Origin of the sequence: Pseudomonas sp. S35 (genome assembly GCF_009866765.1) — a bacterium.
Classification (GTDB): domain Bacteria; phylum Pseudomonadota; class Gammaproteobacteria; order Pseudomonadales; family Pseudomonadaceae; genus Aquipseudomonas.
In genome coordinates this window covers 5754307-5775183 of sequence record NZ_CP019431.1, presented here as the reverse complement: position 1 = coordinate 5775183, position 20877 = coordinate 5754307, and the positions used below count along the sequence as shown (strand labels likewise).

At 61.9% G+C, this 20877-nt stretch carries 22 protein-coding genes; 12 read left to right on the top strand and 10 right to left on the bottom strand.

Going from position 1 to position 20877, the window contains the following annotated elements; genetic code table 11:
• Window positions 1-38: 38 nt before the first annotated feature.
• Entirely contained in the window at window positions 39-2546 is a 2508-nt protein-coding gene (gene hrpB, locus PspS35_RS26005; protein ID WP_159937363.1) for an ATP-dependent helicase HrpB, read from the top strand.
• 37 nt (window positions 2547-2583) lie between these two features.
• Here the strand turns inward: hrpB and PspS35_RS26000 are convergent, their stop codons facing one another.
• Both PspS35_RS26000 and PspS35_RS25995 read right to left on the bottom strand, forming a co-directional pair.
• A complete protein-coding gene (locus PspS35_RS26000) occupies window positions 2584-3672 on the bottom strand; it encodes an endonuclease/exonuclease/phosphatase family protein (RefSeq protein WP_159937362.1) in 1089 nt (362 codons plus the stop codon).
• Window positions 3673-3712: 40 nt separating this feature from the next.
• A complete protein-coding gene (locus PspS35_RS25995; protein WP_159937361.1) occupies window positions 3713-4372 on the bottom strand; it encodes a YciC family protein in 660 nt (219 codons plus the stop codon).
• Between the two features lie 180 nt (window positions 4373-4552).
• On the opposite strand from PspS35_RS25995, the gene PspS35_RS25990 reads away from it, so the two are divergent.
• From PspS35_RS25990 to PspS35_RS25980, 3 genes are all read left to right on the top strand, one after another.
• Window positions 4553-5296: a DUF2076 domain-containing protein gene (locus PspS35_RS25990; protein WP_159937360.1), complete on the top strand. Its 744-nt coding sequence runs from the start codon at window positions 4553-4555 to the stop codon at window positions 5294-5296.
• Between the two features lie 117 nt (window positions 5297-5413).
• Window positions 5414-5890, top strand: a complete 477-nt coding sequence (locus PspS35_RS25985; RefSeq protein ID WP_159937359.1) for an NYN domain-containing protein — start codon at window positions 5414-5416, stop codon at window positions 5888-5890.
• Between the two features lie 25 nt (window positions 5891-5915).
• Window positions 5916-6527 carry a 3'-5' exonuclease gene (locus tag PspS35_RS25980; RefSeq protein ID WP_099584701.1) on the top strand — a complete coding sequence of 204 codons (612 nt, stop codon included), beginning with the start codon at window positions 5916-5918 and terminating at the stop codon, window positions 6525-6527.
• Between the two features lie 191 nt (window positions 6528-6718).
• On the opposite strand, the gene PspS35_RS25975 is transcribed toward PspS35_RS25980, so the two are convergent.
• On the bottom strand, window positions 6719-7015 hold the full coding sequence (locus PspS35_RS25975; protein WP_122310027.1) for a DUF3077 domain-containing protein: 297 nt from the start codon (window positions 7013-7015) through the stop codon (window positions 6719-6721).
• A 498-nt stretch (window positions 7016-7513) separates the two neighbouring features.
• On the opposite strand from PspS35_RS25975, the gene PspS35_RS25970 reads away from it, so the two are divergent.
• Window positions 7514-8080 carry a hypothetical protein gene (locus PspS35_RS25970; RefSeq protein WP_159937358.1) on the top strand — a complete coding sequence of 189 codons (567 nt, stop codon included), beginning with the start codon at window positions 7514-7516 and terminating at the stop codon, window positions 8078-8080.
• Window positions 8070-8351 carry an acyl carrier protein gene (locus tag PspS35_RS30475; RefSeq protein WP_238785937.1) on the top strand — a complete coding sequence of 94 codons (282 nt, stop codon included), beginning with the start codon at window positions 8070-8072 and terminating at the stop codon, window positions 8349-8351. Before PspS35_RS25970 ends, PspS35_RS30475 begins: the two co-directional genes overlap by 11 nt.
• 1 nt (window position 8352) lies before the next feature.
• On the opposite strand, the gene PspS35_RS25960 is transcribed toward PspS35_RS30475, so the two are convergent.
• Complete coding sequence (locus PspS35_RS25960) at window positions 8353-8814, bottom strand: Lrp/AsnC family transcriptional regulator (protein WP_159937356.1); 462 nt, start codon at window positions 8812-8814, stop codon at window positions 8353-8355.
• A 161-nt stretch (window positions 8815-8975) separates the two neighbouring features.
• On the opposite strand from PspS35_RS25960, the gene yedA reads away from it, so the two are divergent.
• Window positions 8976-9872, top strand: a complete 897-nt coding sequence (gene yedA, locus PspS35_RS25955; RefSeq protein WP_122310033.1) for a drug/metabolite exporter YedA — start codon at window positions 8976-8978, stop codon at window positions 9870-9872.
• 48 nt (window positions 9873-9920) lie between these two features.
• Window positions 9921-11258, top strand: coding sequence for a DEAD/DEAH box helicase (locus PspS35_RS25950; RefSeq protein WP_159937355.1), 1338 nt, complete (start codon window positions 9921-9923; stop codon window positions 11256-11258).
• Between the two features lie 129 nt (window positions 11259-11387).
• On the opposite strand, the gene PspS35_RS25945 is transcribed toward PspS35_RS25950, so the two are convergent.
• Together PspS35_RS25945 and PspS35_RS25940 are read right to left on the bottom strand one after the other, a co-directional pair.
• Complete coding sequence (locus tag PspS35_RS25945; RefSeq protein ID WP_159937354.1) at window positions 11388-12614, bottom strand: TIGR03862 family flavoprotein; 1227 nt, start codon at window positions 12612-12614, stop codon at window positions 11388-11390.
• 171 nt (window positions 12615-12785) lie between these two features.
• On the bottom strand, window positions 12786-13706 hold the full coding sequence (locus tag PspS35_RS25940; RefSeq protein ID WP_159937353.1) for a histone deacetylase: 921 nt from the start codon (window positions 13704-13706) through the stop codon (window positions 12786-12788).
• 76 nt (window positions 13707-13782) lie between these two features.
• On the opposite strand from PspS35_RS25940, the gene PspS35_RS25935 reads away from it, so the two are divergent.
• The 3 genes from PspS35_RS25935 to PspS35_RS25925 are packed head-to-tail and all read left to right on the top strand — an operon-like array spanning window position 13783 to window position 15843.
• Window positions 13783-14352, top strand: a complete 570-nt coding sequence (locus PspS35_RS25935) for a GNAT family N-acetyltransferase (protein ID WP_159937352.1) — start codon at window positions 13783-13785, stop codon at window positions 14350-14352.
• A 37-nt stretch (window positions 14353-14389) separates the two neighbouring features.
• Window positions 14390-15259 (top strand): acyl-CoA thioesterase II, encoded by an 870-nt coding sequence (gene tesB / locus PspS35_RS25930; protein WP_159937351.1) that lies wholly within the window; start codon window positions 14390-14392, stop codon window positions 15257-15259.
• Window positions 15256-15843: an HAD family hydrolase gene (locus PspS35_RS25925; RefSeq protein WP_159937350.1), complete on the top strand. Its 588-nt coding sequence runs from the start codon at window positions 15256-15258 to the stop codon at window positions 15841-15843. The genes tesB and PspS35_RS25925 overlap by 4 nt, the downstream gene beginning before the upstream one ends.
• 71 nt (window positions 15844-15914) lie before the next feature.
• Here the strand turns inward: PspS35_RS25925 and PspS35_RS25920 are convergent, their stop codons facing one another.
• The 3 genes from PspS35_RS25920 to PspS35_RS25910 are packed head-to-tail and all read right to left on the bottom strand — an operon-like array spanning window position 15915 to window position 18248.
• On the bottom strand, window positions 15915-16889 hold the full coding sequence (locus PspS35_RS25920; RefSeq protein WP_159937349.1) for an alpha/beta hydrolase: 975 nt from the start codon (window positions 16887-16889) through the stop codon (window positions 15915-15917).
• The gene (locus PspS35_RS25915; protein WP_068931993.1) at window positions 16890-17777 is read right to left on the bottom strand and encodes a neutral zinc metallopeptidase; all 888 of its coding nucleotides are present in this window, start codon (window positions 17775-17777) and stop codon (window positions 16890-16892) included.
• A 57-nt stretch (window positions 17778-17834) separates the two neighbouring features.
• Window positions 17835-18248 carry a membrane lipoprotein lipid attachment site-containing protein gene (locus tag PspS35_RS25910; protein WP_159937348.1) on the bottom strand — a complete coding sequence of 138 codons (414 nt, stop codon included), beginning with the start codon at window positions 18246-18248 and terminating at the stop codon, window positions 17835-17837.
• A gap of 191 nt (window positions 18249-18439) precedes the next feature.
• On the opposite strand from PspS35_RS25910, the gene PspS35_RS25905 reads away from it, so the two are divergent.
• Window positions 18440-19318: a DMT family transporter gene (locus PspS35_RS25905; protein WP_159937347.1), complete on the top strand. Its 879-nt coding sequence runs from the start codon at window positions 18440-18442 to the stop codon at window positions 19316-19318.
• A 13-nt stretch (window positions 19319-19331) separates the two neighbouring features.
• Here the strand turns inward: PspS35_RS25905 and PspS35_RS25900 are convergent, their stop codons facing one another.
• Window positions 19332-20666, bottom strand: a complete 1335-nt coding sequence (locus tag PspS35_RS25900; RefSeq protein ID WP_159937346.1) for an MFS transporter — start codon at window positions 20664-20666, stop codon at window positions 19332-19334.
• Window positions 20667-20877: the final 211 nt, after the last annotated feature.

Sequence of the window (20877 nt, the reverse complement as noted above, 5' to 3'; positions counted from 1 at the left end):
GTTCGCCGTTACAATCCGCGACCAGCCTTGGAGTCGTCATGAACTCGTTGCCCATAGATTCCGTTTTGCCAGCTCTGCGCGATGCTCTGAATACCCGTGATAACGCCGTGCTTGAAGCGCCACCAGGGGCGGGTAAAACCACACGTGTCCCCCTTGCACTGCTCAATGAGTCCTGGCTGGCCGGGCAGACCATCCTGATGCTCGAACCCCGGCGGCTGGCCGCTCGTGCCGCCGCCGAACGCCTGGCCAGCGAGCTGGGTGAAAAGGTCGGCGAAACCGTCGGTTACCGCATCCGCCTCGACAGCAAAGTCGGCCCCAACACGCGCATCGAAGTGGTCACCGAAGGCATCCTCACCCGCCGCCTGCAGGACGACCCGGCGCTGGACGGCGTAGGCCTGCTGATCTTTGACGAGTTCCACGAACGCAGCCTCGACGCCGACCTGGCGCTGGCCTTGAGCCTCAACGGCCGCGAGCTGTTTCGCGACGAGCAACCGCTGAAGATCCTGCTGATGTCCGCGACCCTGGAAGGTGAGCGCCTGGCCAGCCTGCTGGATGACGCGCCGATCCTGCGCAGTGAGGGGCGCATGTTCCCGGTGCAGATGCGCTGGGGCCGGCCGTACCAGGCTGGCGAATTTATCGAGCCGCGGGTGGTGCAGACCGTCCTCGAAGCGGTGCATGACGAGACCGGCAGCGTGCTGGTGTTTCTGCCGGGGCAGGCCGAGATTCGCCGGGTCCACCAGCAACTGGCCGACGCGCTGGGTGATCGCCCGGATGTGCTGTTGTGCCCGCTGCATGGCGAGTTGGACTTGAACGCCCAGCGCGCCGCCATCGACCCGGCACCCGCAGGTAAACGCAAAATCGTACTGGCCACCAACATTGCCGAGACTAGCCTGACCATCAACGGCGTGCGCGTGGTGATCGACGCCGGGTTGGCGCGGGTGCCGCGTTTCGACCCCGGCAGCGGCATGACCCGCCTCGACACCCAGCGTATCTCCCGCGCCAGCGCCACCCAGCGCGCTGGCCGGGCAGGGCGCCTGGAGCCGGGGGTATGTTATCGGTTGTGGTCCGAGGACCAGCATGAAGGCCTGGCCGCGTATGGCAGTGCGGAAATCCTCGCGGCGGACCTGGCCGGTTTGGCCTTGCAACTGGCGCGCTGGGGCGTCACGCCGACGCAACTGGTATGGCTGGATGTGCCGCCGACCGCCGCCTATGCCCAAGCCCAGGATTTGTTGCAACGCCTCGGCGCATTGAATGAAGACACACTGACCGCCCATGGTCAGCAAATGGCCGAACTGCCGGCCCACCCGCGCATCGCCCACTTGCTGCTGCGTGGGCAGGACCTGGGGCTGGCGGCCACCGCGTGTGATGTCGCCGCCCTGTTGGGTGAGCGCGATATCTTGCGCGGCGGCGGCGCGGATTTGCACAGTCGTCTGGCGTTGCTGTCCGGCGAAGAACGGGCGCGGGGCACCCAAGGCGGCGTGCAGCGGGCCAGGCAATTGGCGCGGCAATATCGCGGGTATTTGCGAGGCAAGGCCACGCAACCGGTGGCCGATCCCGAGCATCCACGTTGGCTCGGCGCCTTGCTGGCCCTGGCATACCCGGACCGCGTCGCCCAGCAACGGCGCCCCGGTGGCGCCGAATACCGCCTGGCCAATGGCCGCGCGGCGCTGTTCGCCGAAGCCGACAGCTTGATGAAACAAGCCTGGCTGGTCATCGCCGACCTGGGCAGCCGCCAGGGCCAGCGCGAAGAGCGCATCTACCTGGCGGCGGATTTTGATCCGGGGTTGTTCGACACGGTGCTCGCCGAGCAAGTGCGCAACGTCGACCAACTGGACTGGGACGAGCGCGAAGGCGTGTTGCGCGCCGAACGCCAGCGCAAAGTCGGCGAACTGGTGCTCAGCCGCGAGCCCCTCACCGGTCTTGACGAAAATGCACGTAGCCAGGCGCTGGTCAACCTGGTGCGGCGCAAAGGCCTGGAGCTGCTGCCGTGGACGCCCGAGCTGCGCCAATGGCAGGCCCGTGTGATGCTACTGCGCCAGTTGGACACCGGCAAAACCAGCGAATGGCCCGACATCAGCGACAAGGCCTTGCTCGCCGGCCTGGAGCACTGGCTGATGCCTTACCTGGGCAAAGTCTCGCGCCTGAGCCATTTTGCCCACCTGGATATTTCCAGCTTCCTGCACAACCTGCTGCCCTGGCCGCTGCCCCAGCGCCTGGACGAATTGGCGCCGCAGCATGTGAAGGTGCCATCGGGCTCGTCGGTGCGTTTGGACTACAGCGAACAGCCGCCGATTCTGGCGGTGCGCTTGCAGGAACTGTTCGGGCTGGCGGATACGCCACGCATCGCCGGTGGGCGCCAAGTGGTGAAGTTGCATCTCTTGTCCCCGGCGCGGCGGCCGGTGCAGGTGACGCAGGACCTGGCGAACTTCTGGCGCAGTACGTATGCCGAGGTGAAGAAGGATTTGAAGGGGCGGTATCCGAAGCATTATTGGCCGGACGATCCGTTGATCGCAGAGCCGACTGCCCGGATAAAACCGCGCAAGTAGCCGCGACAGAGGTTAAATGTGGGAGCGGTGGTGTGGGTTATTGCGCGGCAGGCAATAGGAAGCGTGCAATCACCGGCAAATGGTTGGAGATACGCAATGTATCCTCCTGCCGCACCTTTGCCTCCACCCGCTTGATCCGCGGGCTATAGAACAGGTAATCCACCGTGCGATCCGGCCCGTCCAGGCTTGGATCATTGGGGAAGTACGTCAGCCACTTCTCACGGTTTATCCCGCTGGATTGGCTGTTGCTCGGGATCATCGGGTATTTGTCCCACAACAAATGCAGTTCGCTGTCCGGCGAATACTGCCCACGCTTACCGGCATCCAAACGCAGGAATTGCCCCAGCGGTAGCAAGTTGAAATCCCCGCCGATCAGCCACGGGGTGCCACGGCCTTCGAACTTGTCCAGCAACTTCACGGTGGCTTGCACTTGCTCCTGCACGGCACTGCGTCCGGGGGCGTCGTCGTCCAGGCGGGTGTTGAGCACGGCCAGTTGGCCGCCATCGCTCAACGGCAGGTAGGTCAGCAGCAACGCCGGCTTGGGCTGGAATTGGCGGCGGATGATGTTGGCGTCCGGTGCCGGCAATTGCAGGCGTTCGGCGTGTTCGATCTGGTAGCGGCTGAGGGTCGCGAGTTTGCGGCCGACGCTGCCGAAGATATGCAGGTCGGGCACGAAGTCGGCTTTCCAGTCGAATGCCTGGGCGCTGCAGGGGTAGAGGTCCACCAGGCGCTCCTGCAGCAGGGCGAATTGGTCCTGGTAGTGGGAGGGCTTGGCGTTTTCGTCGAGTTCCTGCAACAGCAGGATGTCGGGCTGTTCATCGCGGATCACCCGCGCCACTTCGTCCAGGCTCACGGCCATGTCTTGTACGGTGGGGCGTTCGTCCGGGCCACTGCCGTCGGGCGTGTCGTACCAGAACACATAGTTCTTGCCGGCCAGGTATTGCACGTTCCAGGTCATCACCTTGAGTGCCTGCCCAGGCAACAGGGTCGGCGCACGGGGCGCGACGCAGCTCACCGGCAGGGTTTCCTTGGCGGCAGGGCGCCAGGTCAGGCTGTAGATCAGGGCAGTGAGCAGGCCTGCGATGACAAGCAGGCCCAGCAAGGTGATGCGCAATAAACGGGTCATCGGCTCGGCTTATAGCGTTTCAGGAATGGCACGGAGCATATCACCGCGCGTCGGCATCGCCACCGATCAGCATGAATAAACGGAACAGCACCACGCTGGTGAACAGTTGCAGGAAGCTGTGGGCACTGTCCATCACCAACCCCAGCAGCGGCGCCGGGTTGGGATACGCCGCCACGCTGGCGCCTTTGAGCAGCCACAGCGGGGTCATGACGCACAGCAGGCACACCAGGATCCGCCAGAAATGCCCACGGGTCAGGCGAAAACTTTCCTTCATCGCCTCCAGTGCCGGCATGCCGCGCAGTACCAGCAGGTACTCGGCGAAGGCCAGCACCACCATCAGCCACAGGCCCGGCAGGAAATACAGCGACAGGCCCAGCAGGATCAGCAGCGTGCTCATGGCCGTGAGCAGCGCAAAACGCGGCCACAGCGTCAGCGCCATCGCCCACACATCCTTGGTGCGCGGCGACTCGCCACGGGTGCGCGCGTCGAGGAACAGAATCAGCGCGCCGGTGTACAGCGGGTACACCAATAACCCCACCACCACGCTGTAGCCGGGAAACGCATCCGCGCCCAACGTGTGGTCCAGTATCTGTTGCAGCAAGGCTTCAAGAATCACCAACGGCAGGCACAACTGGACGATGGCGCCCAGGTTGCTGCGGGTAAAACGGAGGGAGTCGCGCAATACGTCTAACGGATTCATCAGGTTCATCGCAGGCCTGGAAACAAGGGCGACACTTTAACCGATCACGGTCAGAGGGGCACAAACGTAAACCTTGAGTAAAGACTATTGAAACAACTCGTAACACCCCCATAACTGGAAGGCACCTGACCTGACCACAGGCGGGACCAGAATTTCTACCGGCAATCTAACGAGGTCGCCATGAACAGCGAAGAGCAAACCCTGATCGATGGACTGTTTTCACGGTTGCAACAAGCCGAAACGGACTCAGCCCCCCGCGACGCCCAGGCCGAAGCGCGGATCAAGGAGCACATGACTCGCCAACCGGCAGCCGGGTACTACATGACCCAGTCGATCCTGGTGCAGGAACACGCACTCAAGAGTCTCGACGCGCAGAACAAACAGCAGGCGCAGCAGATCCAGCAATTGCAGGACGAACTGCAACGGGCCAAATCCGCGCAACCGGCGGCGCCGAGCGGCGGTGGTTTCTTGTCGAGCATCTTTGGCGGCGGCGGTTCCCGTGATGCGCAACCGGCGCCGAGCGCTCCGGGCAATGCGGGCGGCGGCTGGCGTGAACCGACGCGGCCTTCGTTCGGCGGCCAGCCCGCGCCGCAGCAAAACTATCAACAGCCCCAACAGCCGGCCGCTGCCGCGCCAATGGGCAGCGGCTTTCTCGGCGGCGCGATGAAAACCGCCGCCGGCGTGGCCGGTGGTGTGTTGCTGGCCGAAGGCATCAGCAGCCTGTTCCATCACAACCAACAGCCGCAGGTGGTCGAAGAAATCATCGAACAACCGGCACCCGCCAGCGGTCAAGGCGGCTGGGGCAACGACGACCAGAAGTTCGCCGGCAATGACAGTTGGGGCGCTAACACCTCGGACAGTTTCGCCGACAGCGATTATTCCGACGATTCCTCTTCCTTTGGCGACGACGACTCCTTCGTCTGACACACCCGGTCCGGGGCGCTGCGGCGCCCCTGTCTGATTTTTCACGGAAACGTTCTCGCGGCTGGCATACTGGCACCCTTTCCGGGCCCAGGCGCCTGGCTGTCATGAGGAAGTGCGGTGAAGAAAATTGCAGTGTTCGCCGATGTACAAAACCTCTATTACACCGTCCGCCAGGCGTATGGCTGCCACTTTAACTACGCCGCCCTGTGGGCCGACATCAGCTCCCGCGGGCAGATCGTCGAGGCGTACGCCTATGCCATCGACCGTGGCGACAGCAAGCAGCAGCAATTCCAGCAGATCCTGCGCAACCTGGGCTTTACGGTGAAACTCAAGCCGTACATCCAACGCAGCGACGGCTCGGCCAAGGGCGACTGGGACGTGGGCATTACCCTCGACATCATGGACGCCGCCGACCACGTCGACGAAGTGGTGCTGGCCTCCGGTGACGGCGACTTCGACATGCTGCTCGAGCGCATCATCCAAAAGCATGGGGTTCAAGCCGTGGCCTACGGCGTGCCGGGGCTGACCGCCAATTCATTGATACGTGCTGCCAGCCGCTACGTGCCGATCGAAGGCGCGTTGCTGCTCAAATAAATGCTTAGACGGAGTTGGAACAGGTTTGGAACGTATAGCGGTCATCGACTTTGAAACCACCGGCATCACCCCGAGCAGCCACTGCCGGGCCACGGAAATTGCCGTGGTCATCCTTGAGCGTGGCCAGATCGTGGACCGCTACCAGAGCCTGATGAATGCAGGCGTGCGCGTGCCGGGCTTTATCGAACAACTCACCGGCATCAGCAACGCCATGCTGCGCAGCGCCCCGCCGGCCGAACGGGTGATGAACGAAGTCAACGAATTCGTCGGCACCACGCCGCTGATGGCGCACAACGCCGCGTTCGACCAGAAGTTCTGGGACTTCGAACTGGGCCTGATCCGCCGCACCCGCCTGCAAAAATTCGCCTGCTCCCTGCTGCTGGCCCGCCGATTGATGCCGGCCGCGCCGAACCACAAGCTCGGCACGTTGAATTCATTCGCAAAACTGCCCCACACCGGCCAGGCCCACCGAGCGCTGGCGGATGCGGAAATGGCGGCCAACCTCACGGCGCACCTGGCCCAGGAACTGCGGCGTACCCACGGCTTGCGCGAGCTGTCCCACGATTTTCTGTGCACCCTGCAGAAAGTCCCAGCCGCGAAGATCAATGAGCATCTGAAAAAACATCGCGGGTTCTGATAGAACAACGCCGCTCAAAATGTGGGAGGGTGCTTGCTGTAGTGAGCGGGCTTGCCCCGCGCTGGGCTGCGCAGCAGCCCCCAATGAAGTCACCTCCGAATGTCTGGATTAACGGCGGTGCAGGTTTTAGGGCTGCTTCGCAGCCCAGCGCGGGGCAAGCCCGCTCACCACAGAAGTCCGCGCTCGTCAGGCTATCGAGGCTGCACACACTCCAACGCCCGATCCACTACGCCCTTCGCCATCTCCACCAAATGCATCACTGCCCGCTGCTGCACAGCCATCGCCTCGCCCGACGAGTGGGCAGTGCCCACCGCGCAATGCAGCAAATCTGCCGCATGGGCGAGGGCGTCTTCGAGGCTCAGGTTGTCGTTCAGGATGAAGGGCGGGGCATCTGGGGCGCAGGCTTTGAGGTAGTAGTCGATGGCTCGGCGATTGAGCAGGGCGTCTTCGCTGAGGAAACTGGGTGGATCGGGGGTGACTTTGACCATGGTGAAACTCCTCTTGTTAAGCAGGAGCTGCGTCTATTCGCTTGCACGCGATTAGGGTGGCAGCGGCACGCGGGTGTGCAAGACCGGGACAAAAGGCAAACCCAGTAGATCCGAAGATCTCCCGCGTACAGCTGCCATAACAGACCAGCGCCATCTCGCAATAAATGGGCGCTGATTTTGCGGGCATCTATAAAGCCTATGTTTGGTCGGACTTGCACGTCCGGCCACCGAACATTCGATGACGGGGCGAGACTAGCTACCTGATCCAGCGGAAACAAGGCCGTGGGATTCTCTCGGAAACGTCCCGCAAATGAAAGGGATCGGTCTTGCTGTCCTTGAAACAACAGCTGTTTTTGGGGGCGTTTACCTGCTTTCTGAATAGTCGGTAGGCTTAGCCTTGCTGTCCTGTCGGACCTTTCTGGATTTTACCTTCTCCCGTCTATAGCCCTTCGCTGCGACCTAAGATCCCGACTGTCATTTACGTACAGGGACTACGTCATGCAGGAAAGCGATCTTCACACAGCAATCATGCGAAGCCAGTTTGAACTCCAACGCAACGGCATCGATTTCGGCTCAACTTCAAGCATGGCGTTTCATTTGGGAAACTCGATGATAAGTTGCCCGGCAGTCATGGTTTTACCTAATTCGCCAGACTGGACCCATGGCGCCAGTTACCAGTTACTCAAGCCCGTTCATGCTGACTACTCGGTGCCGAGCACCACGTTTGACGAACTCTGGAAATGTACACAGCAACACTATGGCTTGACGGCCGCAACGGTTCTCACTGGCGCCGCGGGCATACCTATAAGCAAAATTGCCGTGGGCACTTGGGTTCATGTTGGGTCTAGCAAAACGACGAACTTGGCGAGTCTCATTGGAATGCGCTTTTTCCCTCGTACATTGATCAGGCAACCCACGGTGGCCAGAATGGCGAAAGCAACGTTTGGCACCGTCCGGGTATTTGGCATTATTGGACGGGGCATTCCTTTCGTAGCTGCGGGGTTGGCTGTCTTTGATCTAATCAGTATTGGTAAGTGCGCCTATGAGGCAAGAAATGGAAGGTAGCCTGACTAGAGCCGAGATCAGCGAAAAGGTGATTCAGCTATTCGTCGATATCATCGGTTTCATCGACCGAAGCCAGGTCACGGAGCAAACAGACTTCATCCATGACTTCAAGATTATTGATGATGATTTGACCTGCTTTGTCATGCAGATCAAGTGGCAATTCAACTTGCAAGCGACCCAGGAAGATTGGGATCACATCACTACCATCAAGCAGATAGTTGACTTGATCGTTGAACGCTCGGATCTGCAGTGCGGCCCCCGATGGCGGTAGATCAGCCACCATTTTTGCCATTGGTTTCCAACTGTCCCAACGGCACCCGCCGCTCTATCGCGCTCGACAAAATGATCGAGGTCTTGCTGAACCCGAACTTCGCGATTCGGTTAATCAAATTCTCCAACTCCGGCATCGAGCCCACTGCTGCCTGCATGATCACGCACGGATCGCCGGTCACCCGGTGGCATTCAGTCAGTTCGGGGATTTCGGCCAGGGCGTCGTAAACCTTCTGGCTGCCGTGGTTGGTCAGGCGCAGTTCGATCACGCACTGGATCGGCAACCCCACTTTCGACATATCCACCTTGGCCTGATACCCGGTGATCACCCCGCAGGCTTCCAGCTTGGCCACGCGCTCGGCCACGGCGGGGGCGGAGAGGTTTACCGTGCGGGCCAGTTGCGCGTAGGACGCGCGGCCGTCTTCGAGCAGGGCGCTGAGGAGCATGCGGTCGTATTTATCCATAATAAGGCTCCAGTTGCGCGTGGCTTTTGAAAGCATGGTTTATAGCCCTCATAACCATGCTTTGAAAAGTGTATGGGCGGTTTAAACAGGTTTTGTAACTTATGTTTAAGCGCCTGCCTTTTTAGAATAAGCCTCTCTTATTTCTGCCTTCGAGCCGCCCAATGCCTGGCACACGTCGCTTTCCCTTACCGTTGATCGCCGCTTTTTTTGCGTTATATGTGATTTGGGGGTCTACCTACCTGGTGATCCGCATCGGCGTTGAATATTGGCCGCCGCTGATGCTGGGCGGGATTCGCTTTTTGCTGGCGGGGGCTGCGATGTATGGCTTTTTGCGCTGGCGTGGGGCGCCGGCACCGACCTGGGAGCAGTGGAAGGCGGCGGCCAAGATCGGCATTTTGCTGCTGACCTTCGGTAACGGCGCGGTGAGTGTGGCCGAGCACACCGGGGTGTCGTCCGGCGTGGCCGCGCTGGCGGTAGCGACGGTGCCGCTGTTTACCTTGCTGTGCGGCTACTTTTGGGGCGCGCGCAATACCCGCTTGGAATGGGCGGGCGTGATCCTGGGGATGGTCGGCATCGCCATGCTGAATATGGGCAGCACCTTGCAATCGAGCCCGATGGGCGCCGCGTTGCTGCTGTTCGCGGCGGCGTCGTGGGCGTTTGGTTCGGTGTGGAGCCGGCGCCTGCCATTGCCGCCGGGTGCAATGGCCAGTGCCGCAGAAATGCTGGTCGCCGGCGTGACGCTGTTGATCGCCAGTGCGCTCACTGGCGAGCGCCTGCAAGCCATGCCGCCGCTGGAAGGCTGGCTGGCCCTGGCGTACCTGGCCGTGTTCGGCTCGATCATCGCCTTCAATGCCTATATGTACCTGCTCAAGCACGTACGCCCGGCGGCGGCCACCAGCTATGCCTACGTCAACCCGGCGGTGGCCGTGTTGCTGGGGATTGTGTTCATTGGCGAGACCATCGGCCTGGAAGAAGCCTTGGCGATGCTGGTGATCATCAGCGCGGTGCTGTTGATCAGCCTGCCCCAGTGGCGCAAGCCGAAGCCGGAAATAAGGTAAACTGCGGCGCAATTGCGACCTTGCGCTGAATTTTCCTACGGTAACTACATGACTTTCGCCACCCTTGGCCTGATCGAACCCTTGCTGCGCGCCCTTGAGACGCTTGGCTACCAGACCCCGACGCCGGTGCAGGCGCAAGCCATTCCGGCGGTGCTGGCCGGTCGCGACCTGATGGCTGCGGCCCAGACCGGCACCGGCAAGACCGCCGGTTTCGCTTTGCCGCTGCTGCAGCTGCTGACTATGGAAGGGCCGAAAGTCGCCGCCAACTCGGCGCGTGCGCTGATCCTGTGCCCGACTCGCGAGCTGGCCGAGCAGGTGCACGCCAGCGTTGCCGAATATGCGCAAAACCTGCCGTTGACCACTTATGCGGTGTACGGCGGCGTGAGCATCAACCCGCAGATGATGAAGCTGCGCAAGGGGGTCGACATCCTGGTCGCCACCCCTGGCCGCCTGATCGACCTGTTCCGCCAGAACGCGCTGAAGCTCAATCAACTGCAAACCCTGGTGCTGGATGAAGCTGACCGCATGCTCGACCTGGGCTTCTCCGAAGAGCTGGCGAACATCTACCGCATGCTGCCGAAAAAGCGCCAGACCCTTCTGTTCTCTGCGACCTTCTCCGACGAGATCCGTACGCTGGCCGGGCAGATGCTCAACGACCCGCTGAGCATCGAAGTCAGCCCGCGCAACGTCGCCGCCAACACCGTGAAGCAGTGGGTGGTGCCGGTGGACAAGAAGCGCAAGGCGGAGCTGTTTGTGCACCTGATGCGCAAAGGCCGCTGGAAGCAGGTGCTGGTGTTCGCCAAGACCCGTAACGGTGTGGATGCGCTGGTGGATAAGTTGCAAGGCCTGGGCATCAATGCCGACGGCATCCACGGCGACAAGCCCCAAGCCACTCGCCAGCGTGCGCTGGATCGCTTCAAGAGCAGCGAAGTGCAGATCCTGGTGGCCACCGACGTGGCGGCCCGTGGCCTGGATATCGAAGACCTGCCGATGGTGGTCAACTTCGACCTGCCGATCGTGGCCGAGGACTACATCCACCGTATCGGCCGTACCGGGCGTGCGGGCAACACCGGCGAAGCGATTTCCCTGGTGTGCGCCGATGAAGTGAACATGCTGTCGGCCATCGAGATGCTGACCCGTCAGACGCTGACCCGCAAGATGGAGCAGGACTTCGAACCGGAACACCGCGTGCCGGACACCGATGCCAGCGGGCAAGTGGTGAAGAAGCCGAAAAAGCCGAAGAAGCCTAAGGCGTCCGGCGGTGGCGGCGGTAAGCGCAACCTGGGTAAGTGGGTGGACAGTGGGGAGTCGGCGCCGGTGGAGCCGTCGATCAAGCCGGTGCGCAAGGTGCCGGTGTTCAATACTGGGCCGCGCAAGAAGAAGTAATTTGCGCTGTAGCTGATGGCCTCTTCGCGAGCAAGCCCGCTCCCACTTCGACAGCATTCCAACGTTGGAACTCGGTCAAATGTGGGAGCGGGCTTGCCCCCGATGGCGGCTTTGAACTCACCAAAAATCTCAGCGCTCAAGCCACTCCAACATCCCCCGTCCAGCCGCCCGCCCGCTGGCAAAACACCCCGTCAGCAAGTACCCGCCGGTCGGCGCTTCCCAATCCAGCATCTCCCCCGCACAAAACACCCCCGGCAGTTGCTTGAGCATCAGTCGCTCATCCAGCGCCTCAAACGGCACACCGCCTGCGGTACTGATCGCCTCGTCCATCGGCCGCGTCTTCACCAGCGTCAACGGCAAGGCTTTGATATCCACCGCCAGTTGCTCCGGGTCATGGAAGTGATCGGCTGGCGCCAACTCCCGCAACAAAGCCGCCTTGACCCCGTCCAGCCCCAGCTGACTGTGCAAATGCTTGCTCATCGAACGTGAACCGCGTGGCTTGGCCAGCGCCGCCTGGACCTTGTCCAGGGGCCGGCTCGGCAGCAAATCGATATGCACCGTGGCTGAGCCGTCGCGGTTGATCGCCTCGCGGATCGGCGCCGACAGCGCATAGATCAGGCTGCCCTCGATGCCGGTGGCGGTGATTACACATTCGCCGAGCCGAGGTTTGTCATCGCCCAGCCCAATGGCGACGTTTTTCAACGGGGCGCCGGCGAATTTGCTCACCAGCAATTCGCTCCAGGCCGACACCTCGAAGCCGCAATTGCTCGGCTGCAGCGCCACGTAAGGCACGCCTTTGGCTTCCAGCAATTGCAGCCAGGCACCGTCGGAGCCCAGGCGCGACCAACTGCCGCCACCCAAGGCCAGCAGCACGGCATCACTGTGGATAGTTTTTTCGCCTTCCGGGCTGTGGATAACTAAGCCGCCCTCGGCATCCCATCCGATCCAGCGATGCCGGGTGTGGATAACCACCCCTTGGTCGCGCAAACGCTTGAGCCAGGCGCGCAGCAGCGGGGCGGCTTTCATGTCCGTGGGAAATACCCGCCCGGAGGTGCCGACAAACGTCTCGATGCCCAGGCCGTGGATCCATTCGCACAATGCCTCGGCACCAAACCCACGCAGCAACGGCGCCAACTGCGGCGCGCGTTCGGCATAGCGTGAGAGAAAGGCCGGGTAAGCCTCGGAGTGGGTGATGTTCATGCCGCCCACACCCGCCAGCAGGAATTTGCGCCCCACCGACGGCATGCCGTCATACAGCTCTACGCGCACCCCGGCCTGGCTCAAGACTTCGGCGGCCATCAGCCCGGCGGGGCCGCCGCCGATGATGGTGACGTGGTGAGGTGCGGTCTGAGACATGGGCAGGGCTACGGTGACGTGAATAGGCCGAGCATTCTACCCGACGCCAGCCTGGCTGCCTGATCAAAAAACGTACACTTATCTACAGGCCTTATAGGCGCTGGCTCTCAGACGCTTACACTCAAGTTATCCACAGGCCGTTCCACAGCCATTGTGGGTAACGCTCATAACTCAATGACAACCTGATGACGTCCACACCCGTTGCGCACTGTGGTGCAGGATGCCGTGGCGCCTGGCCAGGGCCGGGCGGTCTTTGCTGTAGCCGCCGCCGATCACGCCCATCACCGCAATGTCGCGGCCCAGGCAATGGCGCATCACGCTTTCATCGCGGGCGGCGACGCCTTCGTCTGTCAGCTTGAGATAACCGAGGGCGTCATCCTTGTGCACATCGACGCCGGCGTCGTACAGCACCAGGTCGGGCTGGTAGAGCGGCAGCAGGTAGTTGAGGGCGTCGTCGACCACGCGCAGGTAATCGGCATCGCCCATGCCCATGGGCAGGGGGATGTCCCAGTCGCTCTGGGCCTTGCGCGCCGGGAAGTTCTTTTCGCAGTGCAGTGACACGGTGATGGCATCCGGCGTGTCATGGAGGATACGTGCGGTGCCGTCGCCCTGGTGCACGTCGCAGTCAAAGATCAGCACGCGGTTGACCCGACCGCTGGCCAGCAGGTAATGGCTGATCACCGCCAGGTCATTGAAGATGCAAAAGCCCGCTGGGTAATCGTAATGCGCGTGGTGCGTGCCGCCCGCCAGGTGACAGGCCAGGCCGTGCTCCAGCGCTTGCTCTGCCGCCAGGATCGAGCCGCCCACTGCGCGCACCGTGCGCCGGGCCAGGTCTTCGCTCCAGGGCAGGCCGAGGCGGCGCTGGTCTTCGCGGGACAGTTCGCCGCTCATGTAGCGTTCGATATACCCAGGTTCATGGGCCAGGGCCAGGATCTCGGCAGGGCACAACTGCGGGCGCAGCAGTTGGCTGTCCTCGGTCAGGCCGCTGTCCACCAGGTGGTCGCGCAACAGGCGGAACTTGTCCATGGGGAACCGGTGGTCTTCCGGGAACGCGGGGCTGTAGTCATCGTGGTAGATCAATGGCAAAGGCATGGGATTTTCTGACGGGAACCTGCGAAGGATCTTACCAGCGCTGTACACTCACGCACATGGCAAGGGGAGGGGACCCATGGAGCCGATACTCGAATTGGAAAGTGCACGCCTGGTGCTGCGCCAATGGCGCGACAGCGACCTGACGGCTTTCGCCAGCATGTGCGCCGACCCGCAGGTGATGCGCTATTTCCCGGCCAAGCTGAGCCACCTGGAAAGCGCCGCGCTGATCGGGCGGATTCGCGGCCATTTTGCCGAATACGGCTTTGGTTTCTGGGCCTTGCAACGCAAGGACACCGGCGACTTCATCGGCCTGACCGGGCTGCAGCATGTCAGCTTTGACGCAGGGTTTGCCCCCGCGGTGGAAATCGGTTGGCGCCTGGCCCGCGAGCATTGGGGCCTGGGTTATGCCAGTGAGGCGGCGTGGACTGCGTTGCGCTGTGGTTTTGACCGCGTGCAGTTGGATGAAATCGTCGCCTTTACCACTGAAGCCAATCTGCCATCACAAAAAGTCATGCAGGCCATCGGCATGCATTACGATCCCCAGGCAGATTTTGAACACCCCAAGGTCGCAGCCGATGACCCGCTGCGCCCACATGTTTTGTACCGCATCACCCGCGCCCAATGGTTGGACACGCTGCACGGATAGCAGCCCGGAATGCCCCATAGATTGTAGGAGTTGCTCTATGAGCCAAGTTTTGGAAGATCTGGTGGACCTGCTGACCCTGGAGCCGATCGAGGAAAACCTCTTTCGTGGCCGCAGCCAGGACCTGGGTTTTCGTCAACTGTTCGGCGGCCAAGTGCTCGGCCAGTCACTGTCGGCAGCCAGCCAGACCGTTGACGAAGCGCGCCACGTGCATTCCCTGCACGGTTATTTCCTGCGCCCCGGCGATGCCGCATTGCCAGTGGTGTACTCGGTCGACCGTGTGCGTGATGGCGGCAGTTTCAGCACGCGCCGCGTGACCGCGATCCAGAAGGGCCAGCCGATTTTTACCTGCACCACCTCGTTCCAGTACGACGAAGAAGGCTTCGAGCACCAGACCACCATGCCCGTGGTGGTCGGCCCGGAAAACCTGCCGTCGGAGCTGGAGCTGACCCAGCAGCGCGCGCACCTGATCCCCGAACACATGCGTGACAAGCTGCTGTGCCCCAAGCCGATCGAAGTGCGCCCGGTGACCGAAAAAGACCCGTTCAACCCGCAGCCGTCCGACCCGGTCAAGTACGTGTGGTTTCGCGCCGACGGTGCGTTGGCCGACACGCCGGCGCTGCATAAATACCTGCTGGCCTACGCCTCGGATTTCGGCCTGCTGACCACCTCGTTGCTGCCCCACGGCAAGACCGTGTGGCACAAAGACATGCAGGTCGCCAGCCTCGACCACGCGCTGTGGTTCCACGCCGACCTGCGTGCCGATGACTGGTTGCTCTACGCTATGGACAGCCCGTGGGCCGGCAATTCCCGTGGGTTCTCCCGTGGCAGCGTGTACAACCGCGCCGGGCAGCTCGTGGCCTCTGTGACCCAGGAAGGCTTGATTCGCCATCGCAAGGATTGGGCATGAGCCTGAGGGACTTTAAACACTGGGTGTTCGACATGGACGGCACCCTCACGGTGGCCGTGCATGACTTCGCGGCCATTCGCGTGGCGCTGGAGATCCCGGCTGAGGACGACATCCTCACGCACCTGGCGGCATTGCCGGCGGACAGTGCGGCGGCCAAACATGCCTGGTTGCTGGAGCACGAGCGCGAGCTGGCGCTGGGTTCTGTCGCGGCTGACGGTGCGGTAGAGCTGGTTCGTGAGCTGGCAGGGCGCGGTTACCGCCTGGGTATCCTGACCCGTAATGCGCGTGAGTTGGCGCATATCACCCTGGAGGCGATCGGTCTGGCGGACTGCTTTGCCATCGAGGATGTGCTGGGCCGTGACGACGCGCCGCCTAAACCTGATCCAGGCGGCCTGCTGAAACTGGCGGAGGCCTGGGATGTGTCGCCGAGCGCGATGGTGATGGTCGGCGATTATCGCTTCGACCTGGACTGCGGCCGTGCGGCGGGGGCCGGGACGGTGTTGGTCAACCTGCCGGAGAATCCGTGGCCGGAGCTGGCGGATTGGCATGCTGAAGATTGCGCTGCATTGCGCCGGATGATTTAACCCAAGCAATAGAGATCAAATGTGGGAGGGGGCTTGCCCCCTCCCACACGTTGAGACTGTTTCTTCAGGTATTACTGAGTGAACAGCACCTTCTGCCCTTCGGGCGAAGTAAACATCTCATCCCCGTTATGCCCCACCCCTGGCACCTCAACCAGCGTCTGGCGCAACTGCGGATGCCGATGCTTGAGGTCGTCAAAATAGTTATGCCCCCGCATCAGCCGATAAGCGCCCTGTGCCTCGGCCTCACAGCTTTTATCCAACGCAGGATGGTTCGGGTCAGTGTCTTGCTGGCCCAGCAGGTAGGTGATGTCCCGTGACACGTAAGCCTGTTCCAACTGCGCGGCGCTCCGGCCCTTGGCGTAGGCCGGCAGGTGTTGCAGGCCGTATTTCCAGTCGTTGAAGCCGGGGCAGCGGGCGGCGTCGAACGGCACCGGGCGTTGCGGGCCGAAGTACGCGTACGACGAAGGATTGGCCACCACATAGCGCAGGCGGATGCCTTCGTTTTGCAGGGTGGGGTGGTCATGGCCGATGAGGGCGAAGCGTTGCACCACTTGGCCACCGCCGGAATGGCCGGCGACGACGATTTCCTTCAAGGCCGGAAACAGTGTGCGGTTACCCAAGTGCTTGATGATCTGGTCAAGGGCGCTGTAGGAACTGACCTGACCGGGGCCGGTGGAAGGCTCGCCGGCCATCCAGTCGTTGCCGTTCCAGCGCAGTACCTGGCCGTCCAAGTGGTTGCGCTTGATGTCGGACGCATTCAGAAACTGTGGCGCGATGACCAGGGTATTCGCGCCAGCGCCTGCGTGCTCGGCGGCGTCGATACCACTGTGCAGGTAGGTCTGCGCATTGCGCAGGCGGCCATGCACGATGATCAAGGCACGGGTGACGTTGGGCAGCGGCTGGCGCCAGTCCTGGCTCACACCGAGGCTGAGGTCGCCGGCCTCCAGGTGGAAACGATCGGGGCTGACGATTTTGACGCCGTGTTCCGCTGCCAGGGTGGAACACGACACGACTAGACCCAGCAGCAAACCCAATCGTTTATTCATTTAAAGACTCTTGGCCGTGAAGGTGTCGCATTGCGTGATCTGGCCTTGGGCGAAACCGGTCTTGAACCAGCGAACCCGCTGCGCCGAGGTGCCGTGGGTAAACGAGTCCGGTACCACGCGCCCTTGACCCTGTTGTTGCAAGCGGTCATCGCCAATCGCGTTGGCGGCGTTCAGGGCTTCTTCGATGTCGCCGGGTTCCAGCCAGTTCAGGCGTTTTTGCGCACGGTTGGCCCATACCCCGGCAAAACAGTCGGCTTGCAACTCCTGGCGTACCAGCAGGCCGCCATCGCCTTGCATCTGCCGGCCTTGCTGGCGGGCGGCCTGGATCTTCGAGGAAATGCCGAGCAGCGTCTGCACGTGGTGCCCGACTTCATGGGCGATCACGTAGGCCTGGGCAAAATCGCCGGCGGCCTGGAAGCGTTGGGACATTTCCCGGAAGAAATCCAGGTCCAGGTACACCTGCTGGTCAGCCGGGCAATAGAACGGACCGCTGGCGGAGGTGGCGCCGCCACAGGCGGAATTGACCCGGCCACGGAACAGGATCAGTTTCGGGTTCTTGTAGGCCAGGCCGTTTTCCTGGAACACCTGGCCCCAGGTGTCTTCGGTATCGCCGAGCACGGCGCGGACGAAATCGGCCTGTTCATCATTGGCCGGCGGCGCCTGGCGCGATTGCGTGCTGACGGAAGGCGCCTGTTCCATCTGGCCGGTCAATTGGCCGAGGATCTGCAGCGGGTCCTGGCCAGTCAGCCAGCCAATGCCGACGATCAGCACAATCGCCGTCAGGCTCAAACCCTTGCCACCGCCAAAGCGCATGCCGCCACCGCCGCCGCCACTGTCATCGCGGGCATCCACCACGTTGTCGCTGCGTCGGCCTTTTTTCCATAGCATGGGGGCAATCCTCTTGATGAACGGTCCTACAAAGATGTGGGTTGAGTATGGCCGGTATTAGCGGCAGTACCCTTCGCCGGTATTCACGATCAGGCAGTCTTTTTTATCCGCCAGCCATTTCAACCCAGTGGCTTCGCCGTCGCCGGCGCGCAGCAATTGCGGGCCGTCCGGGCGGGTGAAGGCGATGCCGTCTTCAAAGGCGGCGCCCTTGAAGCTGCCGGAATCTTCAGCGTCGAGGCCGTATTGCATGGTAATGACATAGTGGCCACGGCCGATGGCGTCGTCCTTGGCGAGGGTCAGGTTCAGGCCTTCGACGCCGATCCATTTGCCGACCCATTTATCGGTGGGCGGCGTCTCTGGCACCAGGGTCGCCTGCACGGAGGCCGGCGCGGGTTTGGGCGCGTCCTTGGCTTCCTGGTTGCAGGCGGTGAGCAGGGTGAGGGCAGATAGAATAAAGAGGATTTTTTTCATAGCAGCAGGCCTTGGTTAAAAAGTGTGCAGCGCGGTGGCGAACGTGCAGGGTTGGACTCGATTCCCGTGATTTAGTGCGCTGTTCGCCCGGTGTTTGGTTATGCTCTTGGGGCAGACTGCGGCCCGGCTGCTAGATTACCGGGTTGAGCGCCACCGCGTTCAGCGTTCCGCCCGCCACGCAAGAGAATTCCATGACTGTCAGTACCCCGCTGTCCGGCGTCAACCATCCCTTCAAAGGCATTGTGCTGATTGTGGTGGCGACGTTCCTGTTTTCCAGCCACGACGCGTTGTCCAAATACCTGGCCGGTTTCTACCCGATTGTGATGGTGGTGTGGGCGCGCTACCTGGTGCATACGTTGCTGATGGCCGGCATCTTCCTGCCGCAATCGGGCCTGCGCGTGCTGCGCAGCAAGCGGCCCGGCATGCAGGTGGTGCGGGCGTTGTGCCTGTTGGGTACCAGCCTGTTTTTTACCTCGGCCCTGCATTACATCCCGTTGGCGGAAGCCACAGCGGTGAACTTCCTCGCGCCGATCCTGGTGACGGCGCTGTCGGTGCCGCTGCTGGGTGAACACGTCACGCGTGGCCAATGGCTGGCAGTGATCTGTGGCTTTGTCGGCGTGCTGGTGATCATCCATCCCGGCGGTGAACTCTTCACCCCGGCAGTGTTGTTGCCGTTGTGTTCGGCGCTGTTCTTCTGTTTCTACCAGTTGCTCACTCGCATCCTCAGCCAGTACGACACGCCGACCACCAGCAACTTCTTCGCCGGGCTGTGCAATACCTTGGTGATGAGCGCGCTGGTGCCGTTCTTCTGGCAGATCCCTACGCTGTGGCATGGGGTGATGATGCTGGCGCTGGGCACATGCGGGATGACCGCGCACTTGATGCTGACCCAGGCGTTCCGCTTTGCGGCGCCGGCCTTGCTGGCGCCGTTCGGCTATTGCCAGATCGTGTTTGCGGGGTTGTTGGGTTGGCTGGTGTTCAGCCATACCCCCGACATGACCACGGTGGTCGGTATCGGGGTGATCTGCATGAGCGGGTTGGCCGCTGCCTGGCAGCAGCGGCGTCGATAGCTCAGGGGATGGCTCAGACGTCTACGGTCGGAATCTTGCGCGGCGCCATGAAGTACATCCAGGTCAGCGCAATGAAATACATCGCCGGGATCAGGGTGAACAACACGGTGTAGTTGTTGTTGGTCACGGTGAGGATGTGGCCGACGATCTGGGTCATGAACATGCCGCCGATGGCCGCGCACATGCCGCCGAAGCCAAACACGGTGCTCATCATGTGCTTGGGCGTGTAGTCCATCACCAGGCTCCAGATGTTGGCAGTCCAGGCCTGGTGCGCGCCGATGGCCAGGGAGATGGCAAACACCGCGACCCACAGTTGGCTGGAACCGGCCGCCATGATCACGCCGACGATGCAGCAGGCAAACAGCAGCATCGACAGCAGCCGCGCCTTGATCGAGTTCATCCCGCGACCGATCAGGAACGACGACAGGATGCCACCGCCCACGCTGCCGAAGTCGGCGGTCAGGTAGATGATGATCAGCGGGATGCCCATCTGGGTCACGTTGATGCCCAGGTTGTATTGCTGGTTCAAAAACGGCGGCAGCCAATACAGGTAGAACCAGAACACCGGCGCGGTCAGCGCGTAGGCAATCGCAAAAGCCCAGGTGCCACGCATGCGCAGGATGCGGCTGAACGGTACGCCCGGCTGTTCCGGCTCGACTTCCCGTTGCACGTAGTCCAGTTCCGATTGTTTAACGCTCGGATGATCTTCCGGGTTGTAGTACTTCAACCCCCAGAACACCAACCAGATCGCGCCCAGCGAGGCCATGCACAGGAACGCGGCTTGCCAGCCCCACACATGCAGGATCAACGGCAGCAGCATCGGCGTCATCATCGCGCCGACGTTGGTACCGGCGTTGAAGATCCCGGTAGCCACCGCGCGCTCCCCGGCGGGGAACCACAGGCGAGTGGTCTTGACGCAGGCCGGGTAGTTGGCGGCCTCGGTCAGCCCGAGGATGAAACGACACACCATAAAGCCGACGGCCGAAGTGGCCAGGCCGTGGGCGCCGGTCGCCAGGCTCCACAGCAGCACCGCGCAGAAGAACACGCGTTTCACGCCGACCTTGTCGATCAAGCGGCCTTGCAGCACAAAGCCAATCGCGTAGCCCACCTGGAACCAGAAGTTGATGTTGGCGTAGTCCATCGCCGTCCAGCTCATCTCTTTGGCCAGGATCGGTTGCATCACGCCCAAGGCGGCGCGGTCGATGTAGTTGAGGGTGGTGGCGAAGAACACCAGGGCCAACATGCCCCAGCGAGTTTTACCGACGGCCATGGCGCCGCGGATCTTGTCGCCGATGCCGGCGTGCGGGGTGCCGGGGCGCGAGGCCAGGGCGGAATTTTGCGAAGGCATGTGGTTGTACCCGTTTTTTGAAATTTTTATGGTGTGTTCTGGGTCTTTTCTAAACGTTGGTTGCGGGATCGATGGTGCGCAGTGGCTAAAAAATCGTCAATTCGCCAAAGAGGCTTAGTGTTCGATAATCGCACCAAAAACTAACCGGTTCGTACATTTTAATTGCTGCGTGTAGGCTGGGGGCGAATAATTTGCCACAAACAACAATTGC

What these genes read in the sequence shown, in the direction of transcription:
- hrpB (WP_159937363.1), top strand. Translation starts at nt 39, where the DNA reads ATGAACTCGTTGCCCATAGATTCCGTTTTGCCAGCTCTGCGCGATGCT.
- PspS35_RS26000 (WP_159937362.1), bottom strand. Translation starts at nt 3,672, where the DNA reads ATGACCCGTTTATTGCGCATCACCTTGCTGGGCCTGCTTGTCATCGCA.
- PspS35_RS25995 (WP_159937361.1), bottom strand. Translation starts at nt 4,372, where the DNA reads ATGAATCCGTTAGACGTATTGCGCGACTCCCTCCGTTTTACCCGCAGC.
- PspS35_RS25990 (WP_159937360.1), top strand. Translation starts at nt 4,553, where the DNA reads ATGAACAGCGAAGAGCAAACCCTGATCGATGGACTGTTTTCACGGTTG.
- PspS35_RS25975 (WP_122310027.1), bottom strand. Translation starts at nt 7,015, where the DNA reads ATGGTCAAAGTCACCCCCGATCCACCCAGTTTCCTCAGCGAAGACGCC.
- PspS35_RS25970 (WP_159937358.1), top strand. Translation starts at nt 7,514, where the DNA reads ATGCAGGAAAGCGATCTTCACACAGCAATCATGCGAAGCCAGTTTGAA.
- PspS35_RS30475 (WP_238785937.1), top strand. Translation starts at nt 8,070, where the DNA reads ATGGAAGGTAGCCTGACTAGAGCCGAGATCAGCGAAAAGGTGATTCAG.
- PspS35_RS25960 (WP_159937356.1), bottom strand. Translation starts at nt 8,814, where the DNA reads ATGGATAAATACGACCGCATGCTCCTCAGCGCCCTGCTCGAAGACGGC.
- yedA (WP_122310033.1), top strand. Translation starts at nt 8,976, where the DNA reads ATGCCTGGCACACGTCGCTTTCCCTTACCGTTGATCGCCGCTTTTTTT.
- PspS35_RS25950 (WP_159937355.1), top strand. Translation starts at nt 9,921, where the DNA reads ATGACTTTCGCCACCCTTGGCCTGATCGAACCCTTGCTGCGCGCCCTT.
- PspS35_RS25945 (WP_159937354.1), bottom strand. Translation starts at nt 12,614, where the DNA reads ATGTCTCAGACCGCACCTCACCACGTCACCATCATCGGCGGCGGCCCC.
- PspS35_RS25940 (WP_159937353.1), bottom strand. Translation starts at nt 13,706, where the DNA reads ATGCCTTTGCCATTGATCTACCACGATGACTACAGCCCCGCGTTCCCG.
- PspS35_RS25935 (WP_159937352.1), top strand. Translation starts at nt 13,783, where the DNA reads ATGGAGCCGATACTCGAATTGGAAAGTGCACGCCTGGTGCTGCGCCAA.
- tesB (WP_159937351.1), top strand. Translation starts at nt 14,390, where the DNA reads ATGAGCCAAGTTTTGGAAGATCTGGTGGACCTGCTGACCCTGGAGCCG.
- PspS35_RS25925 (WP_159937350.1), top strand. Translation starts at nt 15,256, where the DNA reads ATGAGCCTGAGGGACTTTAAACACTGGGTGTTCGACATGGACGGCACC.
- PspS35_RS25920 (WP_159937349.1), bottom strand. Translation starts at nt 16,889, where the DNA reads ATGAATAAACGATTGGGTTTGCTGCTGGGTCTAGTCGTGTCGTGTTCC.
- PspS35_RS25915 (WP_068931993.1), bottom strand. Translation starts at nt 17,777, where the DNA reads ATGCTATGGAAAAAAGGCCGACGCAGCGACAACGTGGTGGATGCCCGC.
- PspS35_RS25910 (WP_159937348.1), bottom strand. Translation starts at nt 18,248, where the DNA reads ATGAAAAAAATCCTCTTTATTCTATCTGCCCTCACCCTGCTCACCGCC.
- PspS35_RS25905 (WP_159937347.1), top strand. Translation starts at nt 18,440, where the DNA reads ATGACTGTCAGTACCCCGCTGTCCGGCGTCAACCATCCCTTCAAAGGC.
- PspS35_RS25900 (WP_159937346.1), bottom strand. Translation starts at nt 20,666, where the DNA reads ATGCCTTCGCAAAATTCCGCCCTGGCCTCGCGCCCCGGCACCCCGCAC.